12 protein-coding genes and 1 pseudogene are annotated in these 14,489 nt (G+C 61.5%); 7 read left to right on the top strand and 6 right to left on the bottom strand.

Going from position 1 to position 14,489, the window contains the following annotated elements:
* The 3 genes and pseudogenes from HV796_RS44295 to HV796_RS30000 form a co-directional block, all read left to right on the top strand.
* Nucleotides 1-208 (top strand): annotated as a pseudogene (locus HV796_RS44295) (hypothetical protein); the annotation flags it as partial.
* An 83-nt stretch (nt 209-291) separates the two neighbouring features.
* A complete protein-coding gene (locus HV796_RS30005) occupies nt 292-1,398 on the top strand; it encodes a D-alanine--D-alanine ligase family protein (protein ID WP_175230923.1) in 1,107 nt (368 codons plus the stop codon).
* Between the two features lie 185 nt (nt 1,399-1,583).
* Nucleotides 1,584-2,954, top strand: coding sequence for an FAD-dependent oxidoreductase (locus HV796_RS30000; RefSeq protein WP_175230920.1), 1,371 nt, complete (start codon nt 1,584-1,586; stop codon nt 2,952-2,954).
* Between the two features lie 247 nt (nt 2,955-3,201).
* On the opposite strand, the gene HV796_RS29995 is transcribed toward HV796_RS30000, so the two are convergent.
* On the bottom strand, nt 3,202-3,462 hold the full coding sequence (locus HV796_RS29995) for a hypothetical protein (protein ID WP_246356114.1): 261 nt from the start codon (nt 3,460-3,462) through the stop codon (nt 3,202-3,204).
* 792 nt (nt 3,463-4,254) lie between these two features.
* Between HV796_RS29995 and HV796_RS29990 the strand changes: the two genes are divergently transcribed.
* The 3 genes from HV796_RS29990 (at nt 4,255) to HV796_RS29980 (ending at nt 7,212) form a co-directional block, all read left to right on the top strand.
* Nucleotides 4,255-4,719, top strand: a complete 465-nt coding sequence (locus tag HV796_RS29990; RefSeq protein WP_246356113.1) for a thiamine pyrophosphate-binding protein — start codon at nt 4,255-4,257, stop codon at nt 4,717-4,719.
* A gap of 8 nt (nt 4,720-4,727) precedes the next feature.
* Nucleotides 4,728-5,333 (top strand): thiamine pyrophosphate-dependent enzyme, encoded by a 606-nt coding sequence (locus tag HV796_RS29985; protein ID WP_175230917.1) that lies wholly within the window; start codon nt 4,728-4,730, stop codon nt 5,331-5,333.
* Nucleotides 5,334-5,622: 289 nt separating this feature from the next.
* Nucleotides 5,623-7,212: a GMC family oxidoreductase gene (locus HV796_RS29980; protein ID WP_217478035.1), complete on the top strand. Its 1,590-nt coding sequence runs from the start codon at nt 5,623-5,625 to the stop codon at nt 7,210-7,212.
* Nucleotides 7,213-7,278: 66 nt separating this feature from the next.
* Here HV796_RS29980 and HV796_RS29975 read toward each other — a convergent pair whose 3' ends face one another.
* Nucleotides 7,279-8,079, bottom strand: a complete 801-nt coding sequence (locus HV796_RS29975) for a hypothetical protein (protein WP_175230914.1) — start codon at nt 8,077-8,079, stop codon at nt 7,279-7,281.
* A gap of 421 nt (nt 8,080-8,500) precedes the next feature.
* Here HV796_RS29975 and HV796_RS29970 point away from each other — a divergent pair, with 421 nt between their 5' ends.
* On the top strand, nt 8,501-9,340 hold the full coding sequence (locus HV796_RS29970; RefSeq protein ID WP_175230911.1) for an alpha/beta hydrolase: 840 nt from the start codon (nt 8,501-8,503) through the stop codon (nt 9,338-9,340).
* A gap of 42 nt (nt 9,341-9,382) precedes the next feature.
* Here the strand turns inward: HV796_RS29970 and HV796_RS29965 are convergent, their stop codons facing one another.
* Genes HV796_RS29965 through HV796_RS29950 form a run of 4 tightly spaced genes read right to left on the bottom strand, consistent with a single transcriptional unit; the run spans nt 9,383 to nt 14,478 of the window.
* Nucleotides 9,383-10,423, bottom strand: coding sequence for a FecCD family ABC transporter permease (locus tag HV796_RS29965; protein WP_175230908.1), 1,041 nt, complete (start codon nt 10,421-10,423; stop codon nt 9,383-9,385).
* The gene (locus tag HV796_RS29960) at nt 10,423-11,418 is read right to left on the bottom strand and encodes an ABC transporter substrate-binding protein (RefSeq protein ID WP_175230905.1); all 996 of its coding nucleotides are present in this window, start codon (nt 11,416-11,418) and stop codon (nt 10,423-10,425) included. Before HV796_RS29960 ends, HV796_RS29965 begins: the two co-directional genes overlap by 1 nt.
* A complete protein-coding gene (locus HV796_RS29955) occupies nt 11,415-12,230 on the bottom strand; it encodes an ABC transporter ATP-binding protein (protein ID WP_175230901.1) in 816 nt (271 codons plus the stop codon). The genes HV796_RS29960 and HV796_RS29955 overlap by 4 nt, the downstream gene beginning before the upstream one ends.
* A 25-nt stretch (nt 12,231-12,255) precedes the next feature.
* Nucleotides 12,256-14,478, bottom strand: a complete 2,223-nt coding sequence (locus tag HV796_RS29950; protein WP_175230898.1) for a TonB-dependent receptor — start codon at nt 14,476-14,478, stop codon at nt 12,256-12,258.
* Between the last annotated feature and the right edge of the window lie 11 nt (nt 14,479-14,489).

Below are 14,489 nucleotides of genomic sequence, written 5' to 3'. Positions count from 1 at the left end.
CACCGGGCACGGCACGCTCGGCTGGACGATGTCGTGCGGCTCCGGCCAGTTGCTGGCGGATCTGATCTCGGGCAGGCAACCGGCGATCCAGTCGAACGATCTGTCCGTTCAGCGATACCACGATATTGTCAGCGTTCGTTCGGTCGGCTCTGTGACGAAGACGCACCCTGCGTCGCCGGAGCGCCGTGAAGAACCTTCCGGACTCTGACGAGAGCCGATATTCATTCGGGGCGACCGTAGCGCGTCTCCATGACAACCTAATCCTGAACAACCAGAGTCTGGAAGGTATCAATGTTTACCAAGGCCAATATAAGACCTCGTGTTGCTGTCGTGTTCGGTGGCCCAAGCCACGAATATGAAGTCTCATGCCAGTCGGCAGCCAACGTATTGCGTACATTGGATCGCGACCGCTTTACAGTGAAACCGATTCGAGTCACACGCACCGGTGCATGGATCGCAGCCGACCAAGCCGGGTCTTATCACGCAATGGATGTCGAGAAATTACTGCATCTTACGCGCGACGAGTTGCTTGAGCCAAAGCATCGAAACGGGACAAACGTCGCCGCTGCGGCGGCGGCCCTGGAGGACACTGATGTGGTCTTTCCTGTCATGCACGGGGGGTACGGTGAGGATGGCACGATTCAGGCATTGCTGGACCTGATTGGGGTGCCTTATGTCGGCAATGGCATCTTCGCGAGCGCAGCGGGGATGGACAAGCAGCAGACCAAGCGCCTGCTCGTTGCAGAGGGCCTGAATGTCGCGGACGGAGTTGTGCTCGACGGGAACGACGTCACGATCGACGAGGCAACAAAGGATCGCCTTGGCTTGCCGGTATTTGTGAAGCCCGCGCGGAGCGGCTCGAGCATTGGAGTGACCAGGGTGAGTCGCTGGAGCGACCTCGCTTCGGCGATCGAACTTGCGCGGCGCAGCGATAGTAAGGTTTTGGTCGAGCGCGGCGTGTCCGGTCGGGAAGTCGAAGTGGGCGTGCTGCAACGTCCAGATGGCACCGTGGAGGCAGGGCCCCCACTTGAGGTTGTCTTGCCCCATTCGACGGAATTCTTTGACTATGACGCAAAATATACTGACGCATCAGTTGAGTTGAGAGTTCCCGCCGATCTCGATGCTGAAATCGTGGCTCAGTTGCATAAAGTTGCGCTGGACGTATTTCGCATACTGGGGTGCAAAGGAATACTCAGGGTCGACTTCTTTCTCCAGCCACACCAGGGGCGCGTGGTTCCAGTCGTCAACGAAGTCAATACCATGCCCGGTTTTACACCCATGTCGCAATACCCAAGAATCTGGAAGGCGGCGGGCATTGAGCTAACGGACCTGCTGACGATATTGATCGAGACGGCGATTCAAGAAGACCTACCGGGTCGAATGCCCGAAATGGTATAGAGCCTTGTTTTCCGGTCCGGATGTTTGGGTCTTTAGCGTTTTGGCAATTGACGAGAACGCGCTGATGTGAGTGCTGACCGCGTGGTGGCGATGAATGGCGGATTGCCTTTGAACCGTCTGTTCTTTGAGGCGCGATCTTCGCGCGCCATTTCAGTGTAACTCTGCCAACTTTCGGGAGAAGGGCTATGTCTATTGGCAAGCATGCGGTCGTGATCGGCGCGGGCATGGGTGGTTTGACAGCCGCGCACGCGCTCGTCGGCAAATTCGAAAAGATTGTGGTGCTCGAACGGGATGTCCTGCCGACCCGCGTGCAAGCGCGCCCGGGCGTACCGCAAGGCAGGCTCCCGCATGTGCTGTTGCCGGGCGGCCTCGCCGCACTGAATCAGCTGTTCGACGGCTTCTCCGGCGATCTACATGCGGCGGGCGCAAAAGAGTCGGACTTCGGCATGTCGATCAGCTGCAACTTTCCGGGGCAGGGTCCATTGCCGGAGCGCGCGCTGGGCATTCCGCTGATCAAGTGCTCGCGTCCGCTGATCGAGTCCGTGGTGCGCAAGCGCGTCGAACAGCAAAAGGACATTGCGATTCTCGATGGTCGCCGTGTCACCGAAATCGTCGCGACGGCCGACGGCAGCGCGGTGCGAGCCGTGCGTTGCGAAACGCGTGAAGGCGTGCACGAAACGCACGAAGCCGAACTCGTCATCGACGCGTCGGGTCGTGGCGAACCGACGCTTGGTCTGATGCGCGCGGCCGGCCGCGCCGCGCCGGACGAAACGACGATTGGCGTGGATTTGCACTATGCGTCGGTGCTCGTCACGTTTCCGAAGGGCAAGGAGCCGCGCTACCAGACGATGGTCACGTTCCCGAACGCGCCGGAAAGCAGCCGCACGGGCATCATCCTCGCGCGCGAAGACGACTACGTATTCGCCGGGCTCAGCGGGCGTGGCGACGACGCCCCGCCCGACGATTGGCCAGACTTCGTCGAATTCATGGGCACACTCGGCACGGACTCGTTACACGACACACTGCTTCACGCAAAACCGCACGGCAAGGTCGACCGGTTCATGTTTCCGGAAAGCCGTCGGCGGCACTTTGAGCGTTGTGTGAACTGGCCGCGCGGCCTCGTGCCATTCGCGGACTCGATCTGTCGGTTCAATCCCGTATATGGACAGGGCATGACGGCCGGGGCGAAGGAGGCGGTCATGCTGCGCGAGTTATTGGCGAGCCGTGGAGGCCACGCTGACCCGCTCATGGGCCTGTTCGAAGCGTTCATGGCGGTAGGGGGCCCGATGCTCGACAACATCTGGGCGCTATCCGCCATGCCCGATCTCGCGTATCCGGACGCGCGGGGCGAGCGGCCCGACAATCTGCAGGAGGCGCTCGGTTTCCAGACCGCGCTTCAGCGCGCGGCGTTTCTCGACGAGGACATCCACCGCTTGCTGCTCGAAGTTTTCTCGCTGCTCAAGCCCGCGTCCGCGTTCAATGACGAGGCGATCGTCGAAAAGATCAAACGGCTTGCCGCGCAATTCGATGCGGCGCGTGACAACGTGCAGGCGTGAGCGCCCGCTCTATTACGAACAGGCCGGTCTCTCGCGCAGGAGAGCGCCATGAAAGAGGCCTCGATGATCGACTTTGTAGGCAGCTCGCGTGCCATGTCACTCACGTATCGCGACTTCGTGCCCGGTGCGCGCCAATCACGCTGTCGACTCCCTATTAGAAGCCGACAGAGCGCGAGTCGAATAACTTAGGCAGATACCGTCATCACGCTACGGCATGACAGCCCGCTTGATGGATAAACGATGCTTCTCATTTGACCTCAAAACCCTGTCCCTCATCTGGGGCGAATTCGAGTGCTTCGGGTAGTTCCACAGCAAGCACGTCCACGAGTGAGCGCACTGCCGGCAGCAGTCCGGTGGGGTTGGGTATCAATGTCGAAAAGCGTGCGTCGGCCGCGATCCAGCCGGGCAGGATGTGCTGCAGTGAACCCGCTTGCAGCCCAACTCCGGCCGGAATCGAGGCTTTCCCTTGCTGGATCGTTCCGAATCTTCGGACCCAGAGTCCGGGCACGACGATTCCACGTACAAGTTAAAGACGGGTATGTTTGCGTATCAGACGGGCACAGCCTGCGAGGACGACCCTGGTGATTCGTGCGTATCTGGCAACGTCGATGAAAATACAAATCTGCTTCGTGGGGCGTCGCGGATCGCGTCAATTTCCTGAGCGGTGACGCCCACTCGTTCGTTGAACTGCAAGGTCGGTTTGACGTAGTCATCATGCACGCACTCTTAGCTTCGCCCGGAAGGCCGGGCCGAAGTCTTTGATGGCGACCTCGCGTCACTAACGTTTGCAACGGACGCGTCCGATGGCAGGGCCGGCACGGATGGCCTGGTCGGAATGGCACGGAAAACGCACCGCAGAGTCAGGCGAAGTTCTGTCGCTCGCCGACGCGCGTCGGGCGCATCAGATCATTGAAGGGGCGGTGCACGGGTCCGGAAAAATCGTGCTTATCCCTTGATACGGCAGTGTCGAATTGATCCAACGCGGTCGAAGGTTCCCGCGATGATCAGGCGTTCGCTCGCGGCGCTAGTCGCTCAACCGGCGTTGCCGGACGAGTGACAAATAAATAACGGACCATGGAATAACAGCGGATTCGTGTACATCACTTCGTTAACCTAAGGTTAATTCCGTGTTCAGCAATCAGCAATTGAGTGAACAAGGCCGTCAGAGCATGCTGTTACTCATGGCGGCGCAGTCGGCACGCCATAAAAGCGACGCGTGCTTCTTTCAACTACCTTGGTTTTTTTCATCATGTCCGTTACATGGCCGGAAAACATCTTTTAGCATTTTAAGGCCGCCGATGTGCGGCAAGTGGCGTATGTGCCCGATGCGGGCCACAAACGCCTGATCGAACTCTGTGAGGATGATGCTGAGATTCACGCGGTTTCGTTGACGACCGAGGAGGAAGGCGTCGCGATGATGGGCGGCGCGTGGCTTGGCGGCCAGCGCGGTGTGCTGCTCCTGCAGTCGAGTGGCGTCGGCAACTGCATCAACATGCTGTCGTTGCAGCATGAATGCCGTATGCCCATCGTGATGCTGGTAACGATGCGTGGCGAGTGGGGCGAGTTCAACCCGTGGCAGGTTGCGATGGGCAAATCCACGCAGAACGCGCTCGAATCGGCGGGCGTATACGTCTACCGCGCTGACCATGCCGATGACATCGCTGAGACGGTGCGAGCCGCGTTGAACTTCGGCTTCAACACGTCCCGCATGGTGGCAGTACTGATTGGCCAGCGTGTGATCGGAACCAAGAACTTCAAAAAGTGAGTACAGACATGACACAGCAGACGAAGCCCTTGAACCGTCGGCTGGCGGTGAAGCGGATCCTCCGCGATCGGCAGCAGCACGTTCTTGTTGTAACCAGCCTTGGTAATCCCACGTTTGATGTGGCCGCCGCAGGCGATACGCCGCAAAATTTCTACCTTTGGGGAGCGATGGGCGGCGCTGTGGCCTTAGGCCTTGGACTCGCATTGGCACAACCTCAAAAGCGCGTGGTCGTATTTGTCGGCGACGGCGAAATGATGATGGGTCTCGGATCGCTCGCGACGGTCGGCGTGGACAAACCGTCGAACCTCTCGATCGTCGTCATTGACAACGAACACTACGCTGAGACAGGCATGCAGCTCGCGCATGCCGGACGTGGCGTGGACATCACCGCTATTGCGCGCGCGGCGGGGTTCGACAACACATCGACAATTCACACGCAGCGTGAGCTGGAAGGGTTTGTCGACGTAGTCCTGAAGGCGCAAGGCCCTGTGCTTGCGACTATCAAGGTCGGCACGGATCCCGAACCGACCAGCCTCCCTCCGCGCGACGGCCCGTGGTTGCGCAGCCGCTTGCGCGAAGCGTTGCTCGGAAGCCAGGCACATGCGAGCCAATAACTCGCGAACGTGCGATCGTAAACGAGACGCTGATGGAATGTGTCGCGCGTGCAAGTGTTTAACTGTTTGCGACCAGACGTTGCAACAAGAGGCAGCGATGACCGAACGAATGAAAGAAAGCAAACCGTTGCTGGACCACTTATCGTCGCGCGCGCCGTCGAGTCTGTCGAAATTGAGCGGAGTCATACGTGATGTTGGGACGTGGAATTTGAGTGCGCTGGGCTTTGCATGAAAAAATGGCTGCGCTTTAACGCGCGCTTTGCTTAACCAACGTCGACATGAGGTTGCGATGACGGATTCGCGTGCCATGCGCGGACTGACCGGTGCTGCCGGGCCGGATGCGCGTTTCGATTTCATCGTTTGCGGTGCGGGTGCGTCTGGCTCGGTCGTGGCGCGTCGCCTTGCGGAGCACCCGGACGTCAAGGTCCTGCTGCTGGAAGCCGGCGGCAGCGACGATTGTCCCGAGATCGCGGTCGCCACGTCCTGGCCGGCGCTGCGCCGGGCGCCACAGAACTGGCTGTTTCGCGCGACGCCGAACCCGCACCTGAACGATCGCGGCATTCCGATGGCGATGGGTAAGGTGTTGGGCGGCGGCTCGAGTATCAACGTGATGGCGTGGTCGCGCGGCCATCAGGCCGACTGGGACGACCTTGCGGCCGAACTCGGTGACCCCGGCTGGAGCTATGCCGCGGTGCTGAGCCTCTACCAGCGCAGCGAGGACTGGCACGGCACGCCAGATACGCGACGCCGCGGCAGTGGCGGTCCGTTGTTCGTACAGCCCGCGCCCGATCCGCATCCGATCGCGCTCGCCGGCCTTGATGCCTACGCTCAGGCAGGGGTGCCGGTGTTTGACGACCAGAACGGCGCAATGATGGAAAGCGCCGGCGGCGTCGCGCTGACGAACGTATGCGTGCGCGACGGCAAACGGGTGTCGGTGTATCGCGCGTACGTGCATCCATATCGGGACCGGTCGAACCTGACCGTCATAGCCGATGCGCTCGTTACGCGGCTGATATTCGACGGCGGCGCGGTGAGCGGCGTCGAATATCAGCATCATGGCGCGTTGCAGCGTGCGCATGCGACATGCGAAACCGTGCTGTCGCTCGGTGCGATCCACACGCCGAAACTGCTGATGCAGTCGGGCATCGGCGACGCGGCCGAGCTGCAACGTTTCGGCATTCCGCTTGTGCAGCACCTGCCGGGCGTGGGCCGCAATTTCCAGGACCACTTCATGGCGCCTTGCGTGTGGGAGGCGTCGGAACCCATCGAAGGCCGCAACAACCTCGCCGAAATAACCGCGCTATGGAAGAGCGACAGCACGCTCGACCGGCCGGATCTGCAGTCGTTTCTCTGCGAACTGCCTTATGCGAGCCCGGAGGCTGCGGGCGAACGCGGCTTGCCGGTGCATGCCTGGTCGCTGACCACTGCCGTGCTGCGCCCCGCGAGTCGCGGGCGAATTCGGCTGACCGGTGTTCAGCCGTCGGACCCGGTCGAGATCGACGCGAATTTTCTCGCCGCGGCGCAGGACCGGCAGACGCTGAAGCGCTGCATCGAGTTCAATCGCGACGTCGGCAATTCGGCGCCGCTGCGGCCGTTCACGAAGCGTGAATGGCTACCCGGTCCGCTCGACCATGCGGGGTTCGACACGTTCATCCGCAATGCAACGGTCAGCCATTCGCACCAGAGCTGCACCGCGAAAATGGGCCGCGATGCGATGTCGGTGGTCGACTCCCGCTTGCGGGTGTACGGGATCGGCAAGCTGCGCATCGCGGACGCGTCAGTGCTGCCGCATGTCACGACCGGCAATACGATGGCGCCTTGCGTCGTGATCGGCGAACGCGCTGCCGATACGCTGGCGGAAGATCACGCGTTGTCGTAGTCAAACTCATTTTTTTCGTACCGGGACGCGGTGATGCGTCTTAACGTCCATGGCTTGAAAAAAGCCTCAGCTGAGGGTCGAGACTGAAGCAACGAAGTCGACGTTTTGCTGCTGGGATTGCGTCGGCGTCAATGTCAGCGGATTCGCGGTGTTGCCGGAACGATAGAAGCCAAGCGTATTTCCATGGAGAAGCTTGAAACTGGGTAGCGCGGTGACCAATACCGTGACTTGCTGCCCGAATGGAACGCCGGTAATCAAATAGGTGGCTGTGTTCACGCCGCTTGCAAGTACGGGTGGTTCAACCACGCCCGTTGCCACCACGGGGCCGGGCGTGAAGCCTCCGAACCCGCCTGGCGGACTCCAGTTAACCGAGTTGGCGGAAACCGAAAGCGCTGGCCAACTTTCAGCCGCGACGTCGCGCTCGCTCCAGCGCAGGGTTCCGGCAATGATCGGTTGCTCAATTTCCACCAGCACCTGGGCGCTGTATGAAACCCGATTGATCCACATCGACGGATACCAGCCTCCCCATGTCGGGGTCTCGGATTGCAGTGACAACTCCGCGATGAGTGACAGGCTTCCCGTATTCGGGTCCTGCGCGATGGTGCTGGTATCGGTGGCGAAAGTGAACGCGACGCCTTCGGATGACCCAATACTTGCCAAGGCCACGGTGGACGTAGAGGCAATGATTCGCCCGGTTGGGAAATTCAGATTCAAATCCAGCGTTTCATGTTGAATGGCGGAACTGGTTACGATGAAAAGCGGATCGTTGTTACCCACGACGATCCCTGAAAATAATAAAAGCTGTGCGGGTGGGTCCGACACGATAACGGCGACCGGAGGTTGTGTGGCCGAGGCGAATACAGTCATCAACAGACCTCCGGGATGAAGTTAGCAATCTTATTGGGTTGTCTCTGGTAACGCGACTCGTGCTGCCTCGATAGCAGTTATAGATCAACGCCGGCTAAATTCAATGCAACGGAGCTCGATGCGTAGCACAACGAAAGTGAATAATTATGTTGTGGGCAACGAATCCAGAACTCATTCGCGCTGAGCACTCAATCGCCTGGTTGCCTGAAGGAGCGCTTACTGACATGCATGCCACGCCCGGCAGGCGCCTGGGCCACAACAAGACCTGACTGGCGCCTTTCGAGGTCCTCTCTGGCTGCTGACTGCGCAAGACACTGTTAGGATGGCTTCGACACCGTTGCTTTAAAAGCGAAACGGACACCGTACATCTCATCGATGAGTGATGCCCAAGCCTTGCTCACAACGATTAAAGGTTGAAGACATGACGAACCCCGTCTATCGCGGAATGGATCGTGCGGCGCTTGATGTTGCCTACAACAATGTTCGGGATGAGCCCGACTATCAGGCGATCATGGGTCGATTCAAGGCGCAGAGCGAAGTCGTCTATCGCAGCGTGGAAGTGAAGCGCGACATTCCCTACGGCGGCCGGCCGCGCCAACGTTTTGACTGGCTTTCATGCGGCAAGGAAGCGGCGCCGACTTTTGTTTTCATCCACGGCGGTTACTGGCAGAACTACGCAAAGGACGATCTGGCGTTTATCGCGCGCGGACCGCTCGAGCGCGGATTCAACGTGGTGCTGGCGGAATATACGCTTGCTCCCGAAGCATCGATGACCGAAATCGTCAGTGAAATCGGGTTGCTGCTCAAGTTTTTGCAGTCGGATACAAGCGACGCAGGTTTTGGTGGCCGTCCCGTTTGTGTCTGCGGTCATTCGGCGGGAGGGCAGCTTGCTGCGCTTTATCGCAATCACCCAGGCATCACGCTGACCGTATGCGTGAGCGCGCTATTCGATCTGGAGCCGATCTCCCTGTCATGGCTGAACGACAAGCTGCAGCTAACGGAGCAGGAGATTTCGCGATTTAGCCCGTTGCATCAGATCGATCGCGGTGCGCCCACCGTGGTGTCCGTTGGCATGGCTGAGCTTCCGGAATTGATTCGCCAATCGCGGAGCTATGCGAGCGCGTGTGAAGCAAGGGGTGAGAGCGTGGCCTTTCTGCCGATTCCGGAGCGGCGGCACTTCACGATCCTGACCGACCTCGCGGACCCGGCCGGGGCGCATATGGCGGCGATCGTCGAGCGAGTCATCCCGTCGCCCAGATAAGCTTGACGACCGGGTCGGTGATCGGCGGCTAGCCATCGGTGTTCACCGTCGCACTTGCATGATCGCAACAAAGAACGCGCCACCCAGAAGTGCCGTGATCACGCCGATCGGCAATTCGTCCGGTGCGACCAGCATGCGCGCCGCCACGTCGGCCCAGATGAGCATGATCGCACCGAACAGCGCGGAGGCCGGCAACAAACGGTTGTGATCCGCGCCGACAAGGCGTCGGCATACATGCGGTGCGACGAGCCCGACGAAGCCGATCGTTCCGCTGACCGCGACCATCGCGGCCGTGAGTAGCGAACTGACGGCAAACAACTCGCCGCGGATCCGTGCGACATTCACGCCGAGTGTCGTGGCGACGATATCGCCGCTCATCAACGCATTGAGTTCGCGTCGCCTGCCGACCAGCAGCAACAGGCCACCTGCCGCGAACGAGCCCGGCACGCCCAGCATGTCCCAGCTCGCAAGGCCAAGTCCGCCTAGCATCCAGAACAGCACCGACGCCGCGGCGCGCTGGTCGCCCAGGTAGAGCAGCAGATTCGCGCACGCCATCATGACGAACGACACCGCAATGCCCGACAGCAGCAGCCGTTGCGAATCGAGCCTGCGGCCGCGCGCGCCAAGCGCGATCACAAGCGACGTCGCCGCGAGTGCGCCGGCGAAGGCGAGCGCGGACAGCGTAAACGGTCCCAGTGCGGCGCCGATCCACAAGGTCGCTGCAACGGCGCCGACACTCGCGCCCGAGCTCACACCCAGCAGATGCGGATCGGCGAGACGATTGCCGGTCGCAGCCTGCAGCACCATCCCGGCGACCGCGAGCGTAGCGCCCACCAGTGCACCGAGCAGCACGCGCGGCAGCCGGATCAGCCAGACAATGTTGTCCTGCGCGCCGGCGACAGCCGAAGCGCCCGACAGGTGCTCGAACACAATGCGTGCTGTCACGGCAGGCCGGATCGATACGGGTCCTAGTCCGGTCGCCACGACGATTGAAACAAGCAGCAGTAACGTTAGAAGGGCAATAGGAAGGCAGGTTTTGCGGCGCGTTTGCGCGATCGACGCGGAGGTCCCGATCGTTTCCATCACGGACCCTCGGTGCGTAGGGCATTGCCCGGCGCAAACAGCGCCGGATGTAACCCGCGCGCGATCGTTGCGATCGCATCGATATTGCGCACACCTGGCGTCGCGGCATCGTAGGGCACGACGATGAAACGGCGTAACCGTATCGCGTCGACATTCGCCAAGGCCGGGTTGCCGGTTAAGAAGCGTATTTTCTGGTCCGCGGTCACCGCGCCGTAATCGACGATCACGATCGCCTGCGGATTGCGTGCGATCACGCTCTCCCAGCTCACCTGCGTCCAGCTTTGCCGGACGTCGTCCATCACGTTCCTGCCACCGGCCGCGCGGATCAGTGCGGTCGGCATCGCCAGCGCGGCAGCGGTAAACGGCTTGTCTTCGCCGCTGTCGTAGACGAATACACGGGTGCGTTCGATCTTTGGCCCGAGCGCTCGCGAAATGGCATCCACCTGCGACTGCATCGCGGCAATGAGCGCATGCGCACGTGCTTCGACATCGAAGATCGCGCCGAGATTGCGCAGATCGCTATAGACATCGTCCAGCGAGGCCGGCGGACGCGGCATCACGTGGGCGCAGGATTCGGTCAACTCATAGGCGGCGATACCGAAGCGCGCCAACGTCGCAGGGGTAACGGGCCCACCGACCCGCATGCCGTAATTCCAGCCTGCGACATATAAATCCGCACCGGAGGCCACCAGCATTTCCAGCGACGGATAGCGAAGCGCCAGTTCGGGCAATCCGTTCAGTTCGGCGCGCACGGACGGCTGCGCGGTTTTCCAGCCGCCGATGCCGGTATAGCCCGCCATGCTCGAACGCAATCCCAGACGCAGCATCATTTCCGTGAGGTTCACGTCGTTGCTGACCGCTCGTGTCGGCGCGCGCGAAAACGTGACCTCGCGGTTGCAGCTGCGCACGGTAACCGGATAATGCGCGGCGTGCGCATTGCAGGTGACGCTCACCAGAGCGACCGCCATCAGCGCGCGAGCAAGTTCAGCGATCATTGCGGTGTGCCTCCATGGCCGTGACCGGCGACCAGCGTGATGCGCGGGCGTCCCGTTACCGGATGACGGTCGACCAGTGCGTCGACGCCATAGACGGTTCGCATCATGTCTTCGGTCAGTACCTCGCGAGGCGTGCCGCAAGCGACTATCTCTCCATCCGCGATTACATAGATCCGGTCACAAAACGCGGCGGCCAGGTTCAGATCGTGAATCGTGGCGATGGTCGTGATCTGCTGGCGCTTCACCAGCGCGAGCAATTCGATCTGATGACGCGGGTCAAGATGATTGGTCGGTTCATCGAGCATCAAAATGCGCGGCTGCTGGGCGAGCGCGCGCGCCAGCAGCGCGCGCTGCTTTTCGCCGCCGGACAGCGAAGCGAACAACCGGTCGCGCGATGCGTCAAGTTCAACATCGCGCAGCGCGCGTGCGATCACAGCCGCGTCATCGGCCGTGTCGCCATCGAGCAGACCTTTGTGCGGCGTGCGGCCCATTGCGACGACCTGCGCGACGGTCAGACCGAAATCATCCGACGCGTCCTGCAGCAGCACGGCGATGCGTTGCGCAGCCCAGCGCACCGAGTGCGCCCAGACGTCGTGAGCGTCGAGCGTGACCGTGCCGAGCCGCGGCTTCGCATAGCGGAAAGCACAGCGCAGCAGGCTGGTTTTACCGCTGCCATTCGGTCCGATCAGGCCGACGAACTCGCCGGTTCGCGCTTCCAGTACGACGCGCCGCAGCAGGTCCCCGTCGCGACCGGCGCGGCGGCTGTCGTTGTGCGGCGACCAGCTCAATTCATCGATATGCAAAGACGTCATCGGGGCCACTCCTGAGTCGCCAGCTTCAGAAATTGACGGTTGCCGTCACCCAGCCCGAACGCGGTGCGCCGAGCAACCACTCTGTGCCGTTGTTCTGCGTCGATACCGCGTAGACCCGGTTCGTCAGGTTGCGCAGATACAGAGCCAGCGTCAGGTTGCGGGTTGCCCGCCACGACGCGGACGCGTCGAACAACGTGTAGGAGGGGATGGGCACCGTATTCGCGTTATCGCCGAAGCGCCGCCCGACATATTGCACGCCGACGCCGGCTTTCCAGCCCGGCGCGAATGCCCAGTCGAGCCACACGTTCGCGGTCTGCTCTGGAATGTCGAACGGCACGTTTCCCGCACGCGACACACTTTGTCCGTTCACTTCCTCGTCGAAGTCATCGAAGCGCGCGCGCAATAGCGCGGCATTCGCCTCGACTGACCATCCTCCCCACAACCGCATCGCGCCCGACCACTCGACGCCACGCGACGATTGTTTGCCGACCTGTTCGCTGAGGTCCGGATTCAGCGGATCGGCGCTGAGCAGATTGCGCTTGACGATCTGATAGAACGCGAGCGTCCACGATGCGCGGCCACCCAGCAGTTGCTGCTTGATGCCCGCTTCCCATTGCTGTCCGGTCGATAGGGTGAACGCGCTACTCGACTGCGACAGCGTGATCAGCGAACTGACGCCGTCAGTGCCCGTCGTGTACTGCGCGTAGACGGACAGATCGGGCGTCAGCGAGAAAACCAGGCCGGTGCGCCAACCGGTGTGCGCAAAGGTCTTGTCGAACGACGAAGCGGCGGTGGTCGCGGTCGCGAATGTATCGCGATGAAAATCGATGTGGTCGTAGCGTAGCCCGCTGATCCACGCGAGCCGGTCGGTCAGTTCGACGCGGTCTTCGGCGAATACCGACACCTGATGGGTGGTCGTGCGAAATGCCGGTACTGTGGGGTCCGGGCTCATGAACACGCCCGGATCGAAGTTGAACGCGGGCACGATCGACGACCCGTCGAACGGCGAATTGCTGGTATCGAGGAACGATATCTCGTTGAAATCCGCACCGACGACAAGGCGGTTCTGATGACCCCACAGGTTGCCTTCGACGGTCGCATCGAGCGTGTCGCCGATCTGTTTCTCGTGATGCAGGATTTCGATGTAGTCGCTGCGTAGCACATTGCCGTCGGGCAACAGCGAGTAACTCTCGCTGTCGTGCCAGTGCCGGTTGGTGAGCAGATAGTAGAGCTGGTTGTGCACGGTGATGCCCGGCGTCGCGCGCCACGTCGTGTTCAGACGCGTCCACTGGTCGTAATAGGCGATATCCGCAGCGCCGACGTTGTAGTTCTGAAAGCGCAACGCGGGGTTTAACTGTCCGTTCTCAACCGGCACGCCGAAATAGCGCGCGGGCTTTTGCCGGCCGTAGTCGTAGTCGAGCGTGAACGACAACGTCGGGTTGACGTCCAGACGCAGCGCGCCGCCGAGCGCGGTGGTATGGGTGTCGCCGCGCGGCACCCAGCCGTTAGAACGGTCATCACTCACGTAAAACCGATACGAGAGCATTGGCCCGAGCGCACCCGTCGTGTCGAGCGCGACGCGCTTTTCTCCACGCGAACCGGCGCCGAGCTGGATGGTCGTTGCATCGTCGCGCTGCGGTGCTTTCGGCACGATGTTGATCACGCCGCCGATCCCACCTTCGCCGTACAGCACGGACGCCGGGCCTCGCAGTACCTCGATGCGCTCGACCGACCATGTGTCGAACGGAAACGTCACCGTTCCGGCGCCGGGGAACATGCGCACGCCGTCGTACAGTGTCGTGATCGATTCGGGGCCGCTGAAGCCGCGCACCGAAACGGATGTGCCGCCGTTGCCCGGCGCGGCGTCGCTGGCGAATCCGGTGGCGCGCGTGACGGCCTGCGTCACGCTCCTGTCGCCCCGTTCCTCGATCTGGCCGCTGCTGATCGCTTCGACGCTGGCCGGTGTATCGAGGCTGGACAGACCGAGCCGGCTGCCCGCGCTGATCGGTGTGCTCAAGTCCGGCGTGTCCGTTGTGTCATCGCGCGCGCTCGCCTGAATGTGTACCGCGGGCAAGGTGCTGTCGACTGTCGCCGTGGCCGTGGCGCCCGGTTGAATGGGCGTCGCGCCGGTATCGGCCAGTGCCGGCAAGGTGTACATCAGCGATGCGCAAGCCAGTGCGCCGCCGCGTGGACGGCGGCGCCGCGCGTCGCGTCGTGCCGCACGTGGAAGTGAAACGGAGGTATTCATTCGTCGTTATA

The sequence above is a fragment of the Paraburkholderia humisilvae genome, assembly GCF_902859855.1.
Classification (GTDB): Bacteria; Pseudomonadota; Gammaproteobacteria; order Burkholderiales; family Burkholderiaceae; genus Paraburkholderia; species Paraburkholderia humisilvae.
Note: the sequence above shows the minus strand (reverse complement) of the source record. Positions and strands in the feature narration are given on the sequence as shown.

Bases quoted from the DNA above. Each gene is read 5' to 3' on its own strand.
- HV796_RS29980 (WP_217478035.1), top strand. From the start codon at position 5,623: ATGACGGATTCGCGTGCCATGCGCGGACTGACCGGTGCTGCCGGGCCG.
- HV796_RS29960 (WP_175230905.1), bottom strand. From the start codon at position 11,418: ATGATCGCTGAACTTGCTCGCGCGCTGATGGCGGTCGCTCTGGTGAGC.
- HV796_RS29970 (WP_175230911.1), top strand. From the start codon at position 8,501: ATGACGAACCCCGTCTATCGCGGAATGGATCGTGCGGCGCTTGATGTT.
- HV796_RS29965 (WP_175230908.1), bottom strand. From the start codon at position 10,423: ATGGAAACGATCGGGACCTCCGCGTCGATCGCGCAAACGCGCCGCAAA.
- HV796_RS29950 (WP_175230898.1), bottom strand. From the start codon at position 14,478: ATGAATACCTCCGTTTCACTTCCACGTGCGGCACGACGCGACGCGCGG.
- HV796_RS30005 (WP_175230923.1), top strand. From the start codon at position 292: ATGTTTACCAAGGCCAATATAAGACCTCGTGTTGCTGTCGTGTTCGGT.
- HV796_RS30000 (WP_175230920.1), top strand. From the start codon at position 1,584: ATGTCTATTGGCAAGCATGCGGTCGTGATCGGCGCGGGCATGGGTGGT.
- HV796_RS29975 (WP_175230914.1), bottom strand. From the start codon at position 8,079: ATGACTGTATTCGCCTCGGCCACACAACCTCCGGTCGCCGTTATCGTG.
- HV796_RS29985 (WP_175230917.1), top strand. From the start codon at position 4,728: ATGACACAGCAGACGAAGCCCTTGAACCGTCGGCTGGCGGTGAAGCGG.
- HV796_RS29955 (WP_175230901.1), bottom strand. From the start codon at position 12,230: ATGACGTCTTTGCATATCGATGAATTGAGCTGGTCGCCGCACAACGAC.